The organism is Mesorhizobium sp. IMUNJ 23232, from assembly GCF_044326205.1.
Taxonomy (GTDB): domain Bacteria; phylum Pseudomonadota; class Alphaproteobacteria; order Rhizobiales; family Rhizobiaceae; genus Kumtagia.
Map to the genome: position 1 here is coordinate 75,140 of NZ_JBIRCY010000003.1, position 14,452 is coordinate 89,591.

The 14,452-nt window shown below is 64.8% G+C and carries 15 protein-coding genes; 4 read left to right on the forward strand and 11 right to left on the reverse strand.

The genetic code is table 11. The features are described from left to right. Window positions 1–5: 5 nt before the first annotated feature. On the reverse strand, window positions 6–989 hold the full coding sequence (locus ACH196_RS03185) for a LacI family DNA-binding transcriptional regulator (protein WP_396644878.1): 984 nt from the start codon (window positions 987–989) through the stop codon (window positions 6–8). 62 nt (window positions 990–1,051) lie between these two features. Continuing rightward, window positions 1,052–1,501, reverse strand: a complete 450-nt coding sequence (locus ACH196_RS03190; protein ID WP_396644879.1) for a VOC family protein — start codon at window positions 1,499–1,501, stop codon at window positions 1,052–1,054. A gap of 264 nt (window positions 1,502–1,765) precedes the next feature. On the opposite strand from ACH196_RS03190, the gene ACH196_RS03195 reads away from it, so the two are divergent. Genes ACH196_RS03195 through ACH196_RS03210 form a run of 4 tightly spaced genes read left to right on the forward strand, consistent with a single transcriptional unit; the run spans window position 1,766 to window position 5,966 of the window. Next, a complete protein-coding gene (locus ACH196_RS03195; RefSeq protein ID WP_396644880.1) occupies window positions 1,766–2,662 on the forward strand; it encodes a carbohydrate ABC transporter permease in 897 nt (298 codons plus the stop codon). Then, on the forward strand, window positions 2,659–3,582 hold the full coding sequence (locus tag ACH196_RS03200; RefSeq protein ID WP_396644882.1) for a carbohydrate ABC transporter permease: 924 nt from the start codon (window positions 2,659–2,661) through the stop codon (window positions 3,580–3,582). The genes ACH196_RS03195 and ACH196_RS03200 overlap by 4 nt, the downstream gene beginning before the upstream one ends. A 3-nt stretch (window positions 3,583–3,585) precedes the next feature. Further along, on the forward strand, window positions 3,586–4,689 hold the full coding sequence (locus ACH196_RS03205; protein WP_396644884.1) for an ABC transporter ATP-binding protein: 1,104 nt from the start codon (window positions 3,586–3,588) through the stop codon (window positions 4,687–4,689). 26 nt (window positions 4,690–4,715) lie between these two features. After that, window positions 4,716–5,966, forward strand: a complete 1,251-nt coding sequence (locus ACH196_RS03210; RefSeq protein WP_396644886.1) for an ABC transporter substrate-binding protein — start codon at window positions 4,716–4,718, stop codon at window positions 5,964–5,966. A 64-nt stretch (window positions 5,967–6,030) separates the two neighbouring features. On the opposite strand, the gene ACH196_RS03215 is transcribed toward ACH196_RS03210, so the two are convergent. The 9 genes from ACH196_RS03215 to ACH196_RS03255 all read right to left on the reverse strand — a co-directional run bounded on the left by ACH196_RS03215 (window position 6,031) and on the right by ACH196_RS03255 (window position 14,430). Next, window positions 6,031–6,588 (reverse strand): flavin reductase, encoded by a 558-nt coding sequence (locus ACH196_RS03215; RefSeq protein WP_396644888.1) that lies wholly within the window; start codon window positions 6,586–6,588, stop codon window positions 6,031–6,033. Window positions 6,589–6,644: 56 nt separating this feature from the next. After that, the gene (locus ACH196_RS03220; protein ID WP_396644890.1) at window positions 6,645–7,871 is read right to left on the reverse strand and encodes an acyl-CoA dehydrogenase family protein; all 1,227 of its coding nucleotides are present in this window, start codon (window positions 7,869–7,871) and stop codon (window positions 6,645–6,647) included. 89 nt (window positions 7,872–7,960) lie between these two features. Beyond that, window positions 7,961–8,740 (reverse strand): alpha/beta fold hydrolase, encoded by a 780-nt coding sequence (locus tag ACH196_RS03225; protein ID WP_396644892.1) that lies wholly within the window; start codon window positions 8,738–8,740, stop codon window positions 7,961–7,963. Between the two features lie 22 nt (window positions 8,741–8,762). Further along, entirely contained in the window at window positions 8,763–9,776 is a 1,014-nt protein-coding gene (locus ACH196_RS03230) for a zinc-binding dehydrogenase (protein WP_396644894.1), read from the reverse strand. After that, window positions 9,773–10,810, reverse strand: coding sequence for a branched-chain amino acid ABC transporter permease (locus ACH196_RS03235; protein WP_396644896.1), 1,038 nt, complete (start codon window positions 10,808–10,810; stop codon window positions 9,773–9,775). Before ACH196_RS03235 ends, ACH196_RS03230 begins: the two co-directional genes overlap by 4 nt. After that, window positions 10,807–11,673: a branched-chain amino acid ABC transporter permease gene (locus ACH196_RS03240; protein ID WP_396644898.1), complete on the reverse strand. Its 867-nt coding sequence runs from the start codon at window positions 11,671–11,673 to the stop codon at window positions 10,807–10,809. The genes ACH196_RS03235 and ACH196_RS03240 overlap by 4 nt, the downstream gene beginning before the upstream one ends. Beyond that, window positions 11,660–12,388: an ABC transporter ATP-binding protein gene (locus ACH196_RS03245; protein ID WP_396644900.1), complete on the reverse strand. Its 729-nt coding sequence runs from the start codon at window positions 12,386–12,388 to the stop codon at window positions 11,660–11,662. Before ACH196_RS03245 ends, ACH196_RS03240 begins: the two co-directional genes overlap by 14 nt. After that, window positions 12,385–13,113, reverse strand: coding sequence for an ABC transporter ATP-binding protein (locus ACH196_RS03250; protein WP_396644902.1), 729 nt, complete (start codon window positions 13,111–13,113; stop codon window positions 12,385–12,387). The genes ACH196_RS03245 and ACH196_RS03250 overlap by 4 nt, the downstream gene beginning before the upstream one ends. Window positions 13,114–13,131: 18 nt before the next feature. Then, window positions 13,132–14,430 (reverse strand): ABC transporter substrate-binding protein, encoded by a 1,299-nt coding sequence (locus tag ACH196_RS03255; protein ID WP_396644904.1) that lies wholly within the window; start codon window positions 14,428–14,430, stop codon window positions 13,132–13,134. Between the last annotated feature and the right edge of the window lie 22 nt (window positions 14,431–14,452).

The following is a 14,452-nucleotide window of genomic DNA, read 5'->3' on the forward strand; positions in this document are numbered from 1 at the left end:
CTGGCTCAACTGGATTGGCGAACCACGATCTCGGGATCGATCAATGTCACGATGGGCGCCGGGGGCGACGTCTTGCCGATCAGCGACAAGATTCGGTCGACCGCGTGGCGGCTGACCTCGGCGGCGGCATAGTCGATCGAGGTCATCGGCACCGAACTGAAATCCGCCGCCTCGGTGTTGTCGTAGCCGACGATGGCAAGATCACCCGGCACCGAAACACCCTGCTCGCGGCACCAGCGCAGCACGCCGATGGCGAGTGAGTCGGTCGTTGCGAACAGCGCCGTCGGGCGCCATTCGGCTTTCATCGCCTCGCCGATCGCGCGAAAACCATCGGTCGCGGTATGGCCGTCCGGTTTGATGACGATGAGCGCCTCCGCGGGGAGCCCCGCCTCGGCGATGGCGCGCACCGCTCCGTCATGCTTCTCGCTGTTGCGAACCAGTTGCGCCGCATCGAGCATGGCGATGCGCCGGTGGCCGCGTTCGATCAGATGCCGGACGGCCTTGTAGGCGCCGCTGCGGTCGTCGATCGCCACCACGTCGAGCCCGGCGAAGGGTATGTCGGCAAGCACCAGCGCCGGATAGCCGGCCTGCCGCACCGCTCTGATATGGTCGAGCCGGTTGTGGTTGGTCGGATAGATCAGGATGCCGTCGACCTGGCGCGACCGGAACACGTCCAGCGCGCTGACTTCCTTCGAAGAGTCGTGGTCGCTGGCCGCCAGCATCAGCGCGTAGCCGCGCTGCGCAAGTTCCTTTTCGAGAAACCTGGAGACCAGCGTCAGCGTCGGGTTCATGATGTCGGTCAGGATCAGCCCGATCGTGCGGGTTTCGCGGCTGACCAGCGCCTGGGCGATGGTGTTCGGGAAATAGTTAAGGCTGCGCGCCGCCGACTGGATGCGGTCACGCGTTTCCTCGGGAATGCGCGGGGAACCACGCAGCGCCAGCGAGACGGTATTCGCCGAATAGCCCGTGGTGACTGCGATATCTTTCAATCGGGTGCGGGTGTTCTGCAAGTCTGCGCCGTCTTGGCCGTTCGGGTCCGGGATAGCCGCCTCTAGGCCGGCAGCAGCCCCTGTTCGCGCAAGCGCTTCAAGCCGCGATATTGTAGGCAATCGGGATGCATTTCCATCAGTTCGATACGGTTGCCGTCGGGATCCTCGATCCACGCCTGCCGGTTGCCATCGGCGCCAAGCTTGATCTGTGCGGTCAGAGCCACGCCCTTGGCCTCGACCTCGGGACAGAAGGTGTCGAGGTTGTCGATCATCAGGCAGAGGTGGTTGACGCCGTTGGCGTTCCAGCTGGGCGCCCGGTCGTTCTCCGCGCCCGGAAAAATCTCCAGATACACATCGTCGGTGATCCTGAGATAGACCAGCCAGACGCTGCCGTCGTCCTTGTTGAGCCGCAGCATTTCCGGAAAGCCGAGCTTGCCCGAATAGAAGGCCAGGCTTGCATCGAGATCCTTCACCTTCAGGGCGGCGTGGCCGAACCCGTTGATACCCTTCATGGCTTTCTCCTTCCCGGTGTTTCCAAGCGTATGATCGCTAATACGGAATTGCGCCAAAGTGGTGGGTTTGTCAATCTATCGGCTTCCAACGCTCGCTTGCCATTTGCGATGACCAGGCATCCTGTTCAAATATGAACTCGTTGTCCTACAAGGGTTCAGCATATGAACTGGCGATTGACTCGCTCTCGGCTACATGATTGGTTTATCGATAATACGGCGGACCGGCCGCGGTTCACGAAGGGATGCCTTCGAGGGAGGAACCAGATGGCGTTCAGGTGGAGCAGGCTCTCCCCGCAGCTTGCGCTCGTTCCGGCCGTGACGGTCACGCTGGTGGCCTTCGCGGGCGCCATCGGCTGGACGATCTACATGTCGTTCACCCGCTCCCGGCGCTTCCCCGAATACGCGATCGACCCGGAACTCTGGTGGCGCCAATACGAGCGGCTGTTCGCCAACGCCGCCTGGGCGACCTCGCTGAAGAACCTCGTCATTCTGGCGATCGGCAGTGCGCTGGCCATCGTGTTCGGCTTCGTGCTTGCGGCGATGATCGAGAAGGAGAAGCGCGGCGAAGGATTTTTCCGGACGATCTTCCTCTACCCGCTCGCCGTGTCGCTGATCGTCACCGGCATCGTCTGGCGCTGGATGTTCAATCCGTCGCTCGGCATCGAAAACTTCCTGCACGGGCTCGGCTGGGAAAGCGCTGGCTTTAACTGGCTGGCGGACCCGGCGACGGCGATCTACGGCATCATCCTCGCCTCGATCTGGCACGGGCTGGGTTTCTACATGGCGCTGATGCTGGCCGGGCTGAAATCGATCAACCCCGAGATCTGGAGCGCGGCGAAACTCGACGGCGTCAGCTTCTGGCGCCTCTATGTCGAGATCATCATCCCGATGATGAAGTTCACCTTTCTCACCTGCGCCATCCTGCTGTCGCTGGGCGTGGTCAAGACCTACGACATCGTGCTGGCGATGACCAATGGCGGGCCGGGGACATCCACCTGGACGCCGGCCTATTTCACCATCAATGCCTATTCGACGCGCAGCAATATCGGCTACGCCTCAGCGGCGGCCGTGATCATGCTCTTGATCACCGCGGCGATCTTCCTGCCACTGGTGCTGCTCACCGCCTGGCAGGCGAGCCGGCGCGAGGCAACTGCCCGATGAGCGCCCTCGCCTGGGATACCGCGACGCCCGCTGCCAGGCCGGCGACGCGCGCCTATCCGCGCAGGCGCCGCAGGATCAGGGGATCGTCGATCGCCATCCTGGTGTTTCTGTCCATGTGCGCCGCGTTCGTGGCGGTGCCGCTCTACGTGCTGATCGTCACCTCGTTCAAGACGATGGACCAGATCGCGCTCGGCGACATCTTCTCACTGCCTACGGTGTGGACGCTGGAGGGCTGGTGGAAGGCCTGGGCGGAAGTCTGCTCCGGCATGACCTGCGAGGGTGTCAGCCACGGCTTCTTCACCTCGCTTGCCATCCTGTTCCCGAGCCTGTTCCTGTCGATCGCGCTTTCGTCCGTGACCGGCTACGCGCTGGCGCTGTGGAACGTCCGCTGGGCGAACAGTTTCCTGTTCATCCTCTTCCTGTGCGCTTTCGTGCCGTTCCAGATCATCATGATCCCACTGGTGGTGATGACCGCCACGCTCGGCATCTTCGGCACGATCTGGGCAATAGCGATCGTCCACGCCGTGCTGGCAATGCCGCTGCTGACGCTGATCTTCCGCAATTTCTACAAGGACGTGCCGGCCGAGATCATCAATGCCGCGATCATGGATTCCGGCAGCTTCTGGCGGATCTTCTTCGAGATCATCCTGCCGATGTCCGGCAACATCATGATCGTCGTGCTGATCCTGATGATCACCAGCGTCTGGAACGACTTTCTGATCGGGCTGACCTTCGGCGGCCTCGGCACGCAGCCGATGACCGTGATCCTGGCCAACACCGTCATCACCGAGCGCGGCGCGGTTCACTACAACGTCGACATGGCCGCCGCCCTTCTCACCGCCATCCCGCCGCTCGTCGTGTATTTCGGCCTCGGAAAATTCTTCGTCCAGGGCATCACCGCGGGCGCGATCAAAGGATAGCCAGTGCCGACCATCGAGTTCAAGAACCTCGTCAGGCAGTTCGGGCGCGTCACCGTGCTCGAAGACCTGAACCTCTCCGTCGGCGACGGCGAATTCCTCGTGCTGCTCGGCCCGTCCGGATGCGGCAAGACCACTCTTCTCAACCTGCTCGCCGGGCTTCTCGAAGTCACCGCCGGCACCATCACCATCGGCGGCCGCGACGTGACCGATTTGGACCCGAAGGACCGGGGACTGGCCATGGTGTTCCAGTCCTACGCGCTCTATCCGACCAAGACGGTGCGCGGAAACCTGAAGTTCGGACTTTCGGCACAAAGGCTCGACCGCGCCGAGATCGAGCGGCGGGTTTTATGGGCGGCGCGCCTGCTGCGCATCGAGGAACTGCTCGACCGCCGCCCGGCGCAACTCTCCGGCGGCCAGCGGCAGCGGGTGGCGATCGGCCGGGCGCTGGTCAAGAATGTCGACGTGTTCCTGTTCGACGAGCCGCTGTCCAACCTCGACGCGAAACTGCGCACCGAGATGCGGCTCGAGATCAAGAAACTCCATCATGACCTGAAGAAGACCGTCGTCTACGTTACCCACGACCAGGTCGAGGCGATGACGATGGCGACGCGGATCGCCGTCATGGACGGCGGCGTGATCCAGCAGATCGGCACACCTGACGAAATCTACGACCGGCCCGCCAACCTGTTCGTCGCACGCTTCGTCGGCTCGCCGCCGATGAATGTCTTGGCTGCCAGGATCGAGCTGACCGGCAACCGGGTCGTAGCCCAGCACGAACCGACCGGCGTCGAGATGGATCTTTCCGATTATGCCTTCGCGCAGAGACCGGAAAGCGGCAGGACCGTGCTGGTCGGGCTCAGGCCGGAACATTTCTCGATCGGCAAGCCGAACGGCAGCCAGCCGGCTGCCGTGTTCGACCTGCCGCTGCGCTACAGCGAAAAGACCGGCAGCGACGGCACGGCGTTCCTGGCCGCCGCCGACGACCTGCTCGCGGTGCGAGTCGATCATTCGCAGATCGGCGGTCTGCGCGACGGGGCGGCTGTAAGGGCGATGTTCCCGAGGGACAGGTTCAACGTTTTCGATGCCGGGACACGGCAGCGTATCTAGGCAAACAAACAATCAGGGAGGAAATGATGCTCAACAGGACTCTGACCGCCTTCGGACTGGCCTTGACGATCTCCGCCTCGCCCTTCGCGACGGCCGGCGCCACGGAACTGAAACTCTTCCACACATGGTCAAACGAGAGCGAGATCGGCGCGCTGAACGTGATCGTCAAGGAGTTCGAATCGCGCGGCAACACGATCACCGAGATGTCGGTGCCGCATGAGCAGGCGGGGTCCAGCCCGCTGGTCAGCCTGATCGTCGCCGGCACGCCGCCGAACGTGTTCATCAACTCCGAGCCGAGCCTCTACCGCGACCTCAGCAAGCGTGGACTCGGCCAGCCGCTCGACGCCACCTTTAACGAAATCGGCGCCACGCCGAATTTCCCGGAAACCGTGCTGAGGTCGATCACAGTCGACGGCGAGATCCGCAAGATACCGACCGGCGTGCATATCGACGGCATGATTTACTACAACAAGCACGTCGCCGAGCAGGCTGGCGTCGACCCGACCAAATGGACGTCGCTCGACGAGATGTTCGCCGACATGGAGAAGGTGCAGAAGGCCGGCTTCACCTTCATCGGCATGGGCGGCAACACCTTTCAGGCCGGCTATCTCTTCCACGCGCTGGTCGCGGCGGTCGCCGGTCCCGACATCTACAACCGTTTCTACCAGGAGAAGCCCGACGAGACCGTGTTCGACGAAAAGGGCCTGCGCGACGCGATCGACGTGTTCCGCAAGATCACCAATCAAGCCGACCCGGGCTGGGTGAACCGCCAATGGAACGAGACCACCAACACCGTGATCGCCGGCAAGACGCTCATGCAGATCCACGGCGACTGGATGAAGGGGCAGTGGCTCGCCAACAAGAAGGTGCTCGGCGAGGATTTTGCCTGCGTCAACATCCCCGGCACGAAAGCTTTGTCGGTTACGGTGGATGCGTTCGGCATATTGGGCGGCGTTCCGGAAGACCAACTCAAGGCCGAGCTCGAATTCGCCAAGATCGTCGTCGACCCGAAGATCAACGCCGAATTCGCTTCCATCAAGGGATCGAGCCCGGTACGGCTTGACGTTCCCTCCGACAAGTTGGACGCCTGCAATCAACTTGTGCTGGAGTCGTTGAAGAAGCCCGGCTTCAGCGTCCAGAATCCGTTCAACATTTCCGATCCGGATTGGCAGAACTCAGTCTGGAATACGATGTACACGTTTCAGGGCGATCCGGACATGACGCCGGACGACGTCATCGAGGCGTTCAAGTCCGAATACGCCGCGATCTTTCCATAGGCGCGGCATTCCGGGGCGGGCGCCCCCAGGCTGCCTGATCGAGGAAGCCGCTCGCCGCGGTCGTTCAAAAAGTCGCGGAATCGTCCGGCCAGAGCAGCAACGGCGCCCTGATCGGGTCGGCCAGCGGGCGCAGCCCATGCCAGGCCCGGTCGGCATAGACAAGCGTCTCGCTTTGCGGCGCATCGCGCCAGCCGGGCGAAGACTCGACCAATTCGGCAGTCGCCAGGCAGGCGCCCGGCGAAGCGAGCTTGCCACGGATGGCGGCACGGAACCATGTCTCGACCTGCGGATAATAAGGCTCGCCGGTCGCCAGCCGGTCCCACTCCACGCCGGGGCCGAAGCGAACCGAACCGCTCGTGGCGCAGAGCCGCGCGAGCTGCATGTTTGTCCGCCGGACGAAATGCACGACCAGCGTCTCGCACCTGGCCAGCGCCTTCGCGCTGGACGACGAGTCCGACAGCGAGAACGCCACCGTCGGCGGCTCGACGCCGACGGAAATCAGCGAGCTTATGGTCAGCGCGACCGGACCGTCGCCCGGATCCCCGGTCAGGATAGCCACGCCCGCGGGATGGTGGCGGAAGGCTGCGAGGAACGCTTTCGCCACCATTTCATCAGCATTCATCGCATCGCCTTCCCCGCCCGCCGCAACAGCGGACCTTGCCGATCCGGCCGCAGCCATCACTTCTTCTCGATCAGATCATAGAACTGCCACTTGCGGTCGCTCCAGACCCCGCCGATCTCGCGGCCTGCTGCCGTCACGATGTTGGCGTTGATGGTGAAGTGGTTGGCCGCCGTCAACATCTCCCGATAGATGCGCTGCATTACGCCCCTGCGCAAGGAGGCGCCGCCGGCCGCACGGTAGACGAACTGGCACGCATCTACGCCGGCCTCGTGCACCTCGGATTTGGCGAGATGAACGAGGCTGATCTGCCGCGTCGAAACGCGGTTGCCGGCCTCGATCGATTTTTCGACGTCGCGCCAGACCTCGAACAGGAACGCCCTCGCCGCGCGCACGCGGGCTTCGTTGCGGCCGAAATCGTACCAGAATTTCTCGCTCTCGCCGAGCAGGCCGGCGCGCCCGGTCTTGGCACGGGCGAATTTGGCCATCTCGTCCAGAATACGGCGCGACGCGCCGATCGCCCAGCCGGAATGGCCGATGGCCGCGAGGCCGACGACGCCGAGGCTGAAGAACTCCTTCAGCCGCAGGGGCGGCGCGGTCAGGATCGGAAACACCATGTCGTCGGCGATGAAGACGTCCTTGGCGCCATAGTCGATGCTGCCCGTGGCGCTGAGGCCCAGCACGTCCCAGTTGCCCAGAAGGTTGAAGTCTTCGACCGGGGCGTGGGCGCAGAGCACGATCACGTCGCCATTAGCGTCCTTGGCCGGGTGCCCGGCGCCATCGTCGAGAAGGGCTGCCGTGTGGGTGAAGGTGGCGTGATGGATACCGCTGGCATAGGACCATTTTCCGTTCAGCAGATAGCCGCCGTCGACCTTCTTCAGCATGCCGGTCGGCGTACCCTGCCCGGAGAAACGGTTTTCCGTGTCCGGCCCGTAGAGCCGGCCGATCGCGGTGTCGGGCAGGAAGGCCGCCGACATCGCGCCGATGCAGGCATGCACCATCGACACCCAGCCGGCGCCGCCGCTGTGATAGGTGATGGCCTCGATCAGCTCGAGCCCCTGCGTCGGCGAAAGCTGCGCCCCGCCGATCTTCTCCTCGGCGAAGATGTGCGACATGCGCAGCGGCTTCAGCGCCGCGAAGGTCGCCTCGTTCAACCGCCCGAGCCGGTCGTTCTCCTCGGCATTCTCCTCCAGGATCGGGCCGATCTTCTTCACATGCTCCAGCAGCCCGGCGAAGTCGGTCTCCGTGCCCCAATATCCCTTGCCGTGCGGCACCGAAATGTTCATGGTCTTTCCTCCTTGGGTTTTCGGTCGAGCGACGCGCCACTGCGCCCCGCCGTCAATCGATGTTCGTCCAGTCGCAGTCGGCGCGGGACCTATGCGGCGAGGAAATCGCCGATCGCCGTTACCGTCTTCGGGTCTTCCTGCATGGCGAAATGGCCGACACCGGGAACGATCAGCGTGCGGGCATTCGGGATTCTTTCCGCCCAGATCGGCGCCTGCGACGCCGGCAGCAAGCGGTCCAGTTCACCCCAGACGACCAGCGTGTTGTTTGGAATGCGGGAGAGCCAGCGGCCGAGATTGGGATGGCCGAAGCCGTGGACTTTTAGGACGTTTTGGAGCGCATCGCCTTCCTTGCCGCGGGCGGCGAGGAATTCTTCCAGCGGCGGACAGTGCGAGCCGCCGGGGAAGTAGCGCAGCGCCACGTCCACATTGTGCGCCAGGTATCCCGGCAGCGCCTCGGGACCGATCGCGGCGAGGTCGGTTGCCGGATGATCCGGAGGGTTCAGCCCGGCCGGCGCATTGAGCACCAGTTTTCCAAAACGCTCGCCGGCGACGACCGCCATCTCGGCCGCCATCCAGCCACCCATCGAATGGCCGACAAGGTGCGGGCGGTCGAGACCGAGGGCCGCAGCCAGCCTGAGATTGTGGACGATCATGTCCTGCATGCCTGTCAGGTGCGGGGCCGGATCACTGTCGCCGAACCCCGGATGATGGGGCAGGTAGACACGAAAGCGGTCTGCGAGGCCGCGCGCCCAGTCATTGCCCTCGATGGTGGCCGCTCCGTGAAGCGCCAGGACCGCCGGTCCGGCGCCAATCGCCTTCACCACCGTGCGAACGCCATCTATGTCGAGGGTAAGCGTTTCGAAATCCATTTTCGTCCTCCAGAACTGCCGGTCAGGCGGCGTCGGCCGCAATCAGCACCTTGCATTGGGTGGTGCGGCGTCTCAGCGCCTCGAAAGTCTCGGGAACCTCGCCGAAGCCGATGCGCCCGGTGACGAGCGCCTGCGGGCGGAATTTTCCGGGGCCGAGGGCTTCCAGCGCCGTGGCGAATTCCGCCATCGAGAAGAAGGCGGCGAACACGACCTGGATCTCCTTGGAAAGCGCGGCAAAAGGATCCCATTCGTCGCCGCCGACGCACAGGCCTACGCCCACGACCGTCCCATGCACCCGCACCAGCCGGCAGGCGAAGTCGATCAGCCCGCGCTTGCCCACGCATTCGAAGACGATGTCAGGCAGTCCGCCCATCAGGCCTTCGACTTCGTCCGCGAGTCCGGAGCCCGATAAGGCGAAGCCCGTGGCGCCGACGGCAAGCGCCCTCTCCTCCTGATGACGGTTGAGGTCGGCCACGACGACGTGCCGGGCGCCGAGCCGCCGAGCCCAGAAGGCGACCAGCAGCCCGATAGGCCCGGCGCCGAGGACGAGCACATTGTCACCCGGCTTCAGCCCGGAGCGCATGACGGCGTGGAGGCCGACCGCGACCGGTTCGGCCAGCGCGCCTTCCGCGGTCGGCAAATCGTTGGGCAGCAGGCGGCATTGCCGCGCGGCAACAGTCGCGAATTCGGCATAACCGCCGCCGATCAGCCGCATGTCGGGGCACCAGGCCGGCTCGCCGCGGCGACAGCTTTCGCAGCGTCCGCAGCCGCGCATCGGCGCGACGGCCACCCGGTCGCCCGGCCGCAGCCCGGTGACGGCGCTGCCGCAGCGCAGGATCTCGCCGGCGAATTCATGGCCGAGCACGAACCCCTCGCTCAGCCCAAAGGTCGCCGGATCCTCCGTCATATGCAGGTCCGACCCGCAGATGCCGCAGGCCGCAACGCTCAGCAGCACCTCATCGTCAGCCGGTTCGGGCATGCCGGACTCGCCGATGCGCAGCGGCTTGCCGACGCCCTCGAAGATCGCAGCTTTCATGGCCGGTCCTCCAGAAGTGTCCGCCGTGTCGGGAACCACGGGGCGTCGACCACCTTGCAGATCAGGCCCCAGATGCCGCCCCGCGCAAACAGCGCCATGAACAGGGTGAGCAGGCCGAGCACCACGAGGTAGGTCGCTCCATATTCACCGAACCATCTGTCGGCGAAGAAGTAGATCAGGGCGCCGATCAGCACACCTTCCAGCGAGCCCAGCCCGCCCACCATCACGATGAAGATCGCGACATTCGCCCAGTTCGGATCATAGGCCGAGGGCGGCGTGATGCGCAGTTGCGCCATGAAATAGATGGCGCCGGCAAGCCCGGTGCCGACGGCGGCGGCGATCCAGATGAGGAAACGCAGGCGGCCGACATTGACGCCCTGGCTTGCCGCCGCGACCGGGTTGTCGCGGATGGCGGTCAGCGCCAGGCCGTAGCGCGAGCGCAGCAGCAGATAGCTGCCACCGACGGTGACGAGCAGCATCAGCGCCGTCAGCAGCGAGACGCCGACGGCGCGCTCATTGGCGGAATAGCTGGTCATGACGCGCAGGCTCATGCCGGCGCCGGCATTGACGTAGACGAAGGTGGACGTGGCAAGCCGCATCACCTCCGCGATCACCCAGGTGCCGATGGCGAAATAGGGACCGTCGAGCCGGTGCAGGAGGCCGTAGGTCGGAACCGCGAGGATGGCGGGCGCGATCAGGGAAAGCAGCACGGCCAGGAAGGGGTTGATGCCCCAGAGCTGGGCGAGCACGAACATCATGTAGGCGGCGACGCCGACGAAAGCCTGCTGCCCGACCGAGACCAGCCCCGCATAACCCGCAAGCAGGTTCCACATCTGCGCCACGGCGATGTAGCAGCAGAGCTCGACCACGTCGCGGATCAGGCCCTGGCTGGCCCACCAGGGCATCGAGGCGATGGTGATCAGCACGCAGATGCCGATCGTCATCGCGACCATGCCCGAGGTCGTCTGCCGCTGCACGCGCACCGATGGCGGCTGCGCCGCGTCGACAGGAGCGGCTACGAGCGCCTCGTTCACGGTCTCAAATCCTTTCCAAGCAGACCCTGCGGCCGCAGGGCGAGAACAATCAGGAAAACCAGATGCCCGGCGAGGATGCCGAAGCCCGGATCGATGCGGAACCCGACGGACTGGCTGACGCCGAGCACCATGGCGCCGAGGAAGGCGCCCCAGATCGAGCCCATGCCGCCGATGATCACCGCCTCGAAGGCGTAGATCAACTGGAACGGGCCGTCGGAGGGAGCAACCGTCGCCCGCATCGACTGGAAGACCGCTGCAAAGCCGAGGATAGCGACCGCCACCGCCGTGGCGCCGGCATAGACGCCCTTTGGATTGACACCGGTCATCGCCGCCGCGTCGACATCGGCGGCGGCCGCCCGCAGCGCGCGGCCGAAGCGGGAAAAGCGCAGTACCGCGTCCAGGCCGCCGGTCAGGACCGTCGCGGTGGCGAGCACGATGATCGGCAGCACACCCACGAACAGCGACCCGATCTGGACGGAGGCCTGCGTGATGTCGCCGCCGCCGAGCGAGCGGATGTCGGCGGACCAGATCTGCAGCATCAGGTTCTGCATCGCCACCGACAGGCCGAAGGTGGCGATCAGCGACGGCAGCGGATCGGAGCCGACCACCCGGTTGAGGATGACGCGCTGCAGAAGCAGGCCGAGAATGGCTCCGAGCGCGACCAGGATCACCAGCACGGTCCACGGCCCGAGCGCGAAGGTTGCGGCGAGACTGATCCCGGTCAGGGACAGCAGGACCATCAGGTCGCCATGGGTGACGTTGACGATCCGCATCACCCCGAACATCAGGGCCATGCCGAGCGCATACTGGGCGTAGAGACCGCCCAGCAATATCCCCTGCACCAGGCCGTCAAGCCACTGCATGGGACGCTCCGAAATAGGCTTCGCCGATCGCGTCGCGGCTGATATCCGACGAGCGTCCGGTCAAGGTGATGCGGCCCTCCAGCATGCAGTAGAGCCGGTCCGAGGCGGACTGGGCGAGCCCGACATCCTGCTCGACCAGCACGATGGCGGTTCCGGTCTGCGAGATCGACGGGATCGACTGATAGATCTCGCGCACGACCTTGGGCGCGAGGCCGAGACTGATCTCGTCGCAGAGCAGCAGCCGCGGCTGGTTGAGCAGCGCCCGGCCGATCGCCACCATCTGCTGCTGGCCGCCCGACAGCGATTGTACCGGCGTGGCGCGCTTTTCCCTGAGCATCGGGAACAGGCCGAAAACCCGCTCCAGCGTCCAGCCCTGCTCGCGCGGGCGGGCGGCATGGTCGATGGCGACGCGCAGATTGTCCTCCACCGACATTCCTGTGAACAGGCGGCGGCCCTCCGGTACGATGGCGACGCCGTCGGCCACCATCTTGTGCGGCTTGGCGCCGCCGACCGGGCGGCCGTCGAGCCGCACCATGTCCGGCGCGACGCGCAGCAGGCCCATGATCGACTTCAGCAGGGTCGATTTGCCGGCGCCGTTGGCCCCGATCAGCGCCACGACCTCGCCGGCAGCGATCTCGAAATCCACCCCGTACAGCGCCTGGAAATCGCCGTAGCGGGCGACCAGGCCATGCGTGGACAGAAGCACCGCGCTCATGCCTCGATCCCCATATAGACGCGCCTGACCTCCGGGTCGTTGATGACCTCCTGCGGCCTGCCCTCGGCGATCTTCTCGCCGAAGCTGAGCACCATCATCCGGTCGGCGACGGCCAGCACGGCATGCAGCACATGCTCGATCCAGATGATGGTCACGCCGCGGTCGCGAATGCGTTTGATCAGCACCACCAGGGCCTTGCCCTCCTCGTCGGTAAGGCCGCCGGCAATTTCGTCCAGAAGCAGAAGTTTCGGGTCGGAAGCCAGTGCCCGCGCCAGTTCCAGCCGCTTGCGGTCGAGCAGCGTCAGCGAGCCCGCCGACCGGTTGGCCCTTTCGCGCAATTCGCAGTCGCGGAGGATCTGCGAGCACCACGCATAGCTCTCTGCTTCGGACCGCCCGCCGCCGAAGGAAGCGGCGACGAGCAGGTTTTCGAAGGTCGTCATCCCGACATAGGGCCGCGGGATCTGGTAGGTGCGCCCGATCCCCATCTGGCAGCGTCGGTAGGGCGGCTGCCCGACAAGCTTATGCCCGTTGAAGACGAGCCCGCCCCCGTCCATCCTGAGATCGCCGCTGATGAGGTTGAACAGCGTCGTCTTCCCTGCCCCGTTCGGACCAAGAATGCCCAGGACTTCTCCGGCGCGGACATCGAAGCCGACGTCATGCAGCACCCGAACCGCGCCGAAGGACTTGCTCAGTTGCCGCGCCTCGAGCAGCACGCCGCCAGCCATCCGCCTCCGCTCCCGGACCTAGGCCGACCACGGCAGCAGGATCATCTTCTGTTCCGGCTCGAACAGCTTGTTGACCGTGTTGTCGACGATCTTCAGGTCGTAGGGCCACTTCTCCCCCTTCACCCATTGCCCGCCGAAGATCGGAGTGGTCGACACATTCTTGTGCGGTCCCTTGGCGAAATTGACGTTGCCGATGAGCGTGTCGATGTTGGTCGCGACCATCGCTTCGAGGTTGGCGCCACGGTCGAGAGGATTGGACGACCGCTTGAGGATGTCGAGCGCCACTTCGAAGATCGCGTGGCTGTAGCCGAGCGGCTGCGTCCACTGCTTGCCGGTCTCGCTCTCCCATTTGTTGGCGACATCGCGGCTCACCTGGCCGGTCAGCGAGGATTTGAACGGGAACGCCGGGGTCCACCAGACCTCGGACGACATGCCGTCGCCGAGCGGGCCCATGGCCTGCACGCCGGAGGGAAACAGCAGCGCCGCCGCCACCGTCACCGCCTTCGGCTTGTAGCCCTGCTGGGCGCACTGGTTCACGAAGGTCTTCAAATCGTCGACATAGGTTATGCCGCCGACGATGTCGCAATTGGCCTGCTTGAAGGCGCTGATCTGGGCCGTGTAGTCGTTGGTGCGCGGTTGGAAGTAGCCGGGAACCACGATCTCGAAGCCGGCCTTCTGCGTCGGCACGGGCAGGCCGTATTCCTTGTTGCCCCAGGTTTCGCCATCGGCGTTCTGCGGAAACAGCATGCCGACCTTGCGGTTGGTCTCGATGGTGTTCCACAGGCCGACGAAGGTGTTCAGCGCTTCGTCAAGGCCCCAGAAGAAATGGTAAGTCCACTTGAACGGCTTGTCCGCGCCGCCGCGCGGGAAGATGATCGCCTGCCAGGGCGCGCCCGTTGAGATGCAGGGGCATTCATACAACTCGGCCTGGTCGGCCACCGGGCTGACCGTATCGGTGGTCGAAGACGGCACGATCAGATGGACTTCGTTGTTGAGGATCAGGTCGCCGGCCACCTCAGCCGCGCGGTTTGGGTCGGACTGCCCGTCCTTCACCAGGATCTCGACGTCATATTTCCCGGACGTGGTCTCCAGGCCGTTGGCCAGCAGTTGCTTGACCTTGTCCACCGCCCAGCCGTCCGTTTCGCCGAACGGCGCCAGCGGGCCGGTCGCCGGCGTTACGAAACCCACCTTGATGGTGCCCTTGGACTGGGCGCGCGCCACCATCGGCATGCCGAGCGCCGAAGCTGTAAGCCCGGCGCCAAAACCCTTCAGCACAGTGCGCCGCGAGGGCAGTACTAGACGATTCTTCAATTCCATCATGTTCTCCTCCCTTGATGTC

What these genes read in the sequence shown, in the direction of transcription:
- ACH196_RS03190 (WP_396644879.1), bottom strand. Translation starts at nt 1,501, where the DNA reads ATGAAGGGTATCAACGGGTTCGGCCACGCCGCCCTGAAGGTGAAGGAT.
- ACH196_RS03195 (WP_396644880.1), top strand. Translation starts at nt 1,766, where the DNA reads ATGGCGTTCAGGTGGAGCAGGCTCTCCCCGCAGCTTGCGCTCGTTCCG.
- ACH196_RS03200 (WP_396644882.1), top strand. Translation starts at nt 2,659, where the DNA reads ATGAGCGCCCTCGCCTGGGATACCGCGACGCCCGCTGCCAGGCCGGCG.
- ACH196_RS03210 (WP_396644886.1), top strand. Translation starts at nt 4,716, where the DNA reads ATGCTCAACAGGACTCTGACCGCCTTCGGACTGGCCTTGACGATCTCC.
- ACH196_RS03215 (WP_396644888.1), bottom strand. Translation starts at nt 6,588, where the DNA reads ATGAATGCTGATGAAATGGTGGCGAAAGCGTTCCTCGCAGCCTTCCGC.
- ACH196_RS03220 (WP_396644890.1), bottom strand. Translation starts at nt 7,871, where the DNA reads ATGAACATTTCGGTGCCGCACGGCAAGGGATATTGGGGCACGGAGACC.
- ACH196_RS03225 (WP_396644892.1), bottom strand. Translation starts at nt 8,740, where the DNA reads ATGGATTTCGAAACGCTTACCCTCGACATAGATGGCGTTCGCACGGTG.
- ACH196_RS03230 (WP_396644894.1), bottom strand. Translation starts at nt 9,776, where the DNA reads ATGAAAGCTGCGATCTTCGAGGGCGTCGGCAAGCCGCTGCGCATCGGC.
- ACH196_RS03240 (WP_396644898.1), bottom strand. Translation starts at nt 11,673, where the DNA reads ATGCAGTGGCTTGACGGCCTGGTGCAGGGGATATTGCTGGGCGGTCTC.
- ACH196_RS03245 (WP_396644900.1), bottom strand. Translation starts at nt 12,388, where the DNA reads ATGAGCGCGGTGCTTCTGTCCACGCATGGCCTGGTCGCCCGCTACGGC.
- ACH196_RS03250 (WP_396644902.1), bottom strand. Translation starts at nt 13,113, where the DNA reads ATGGCTGGCGGCGTGCTGCTCGAGGCGCGGCAACTGAGCAAGTCCTTC.
- ACH196_RS03255 (WP_396644904.1), bottom strand. Translation starts at nt 14,430, where the DNA reads ATGGAATTGAAGAATCGTCTAGTACTGCCCTCGCGGCGCACTGTGCTG.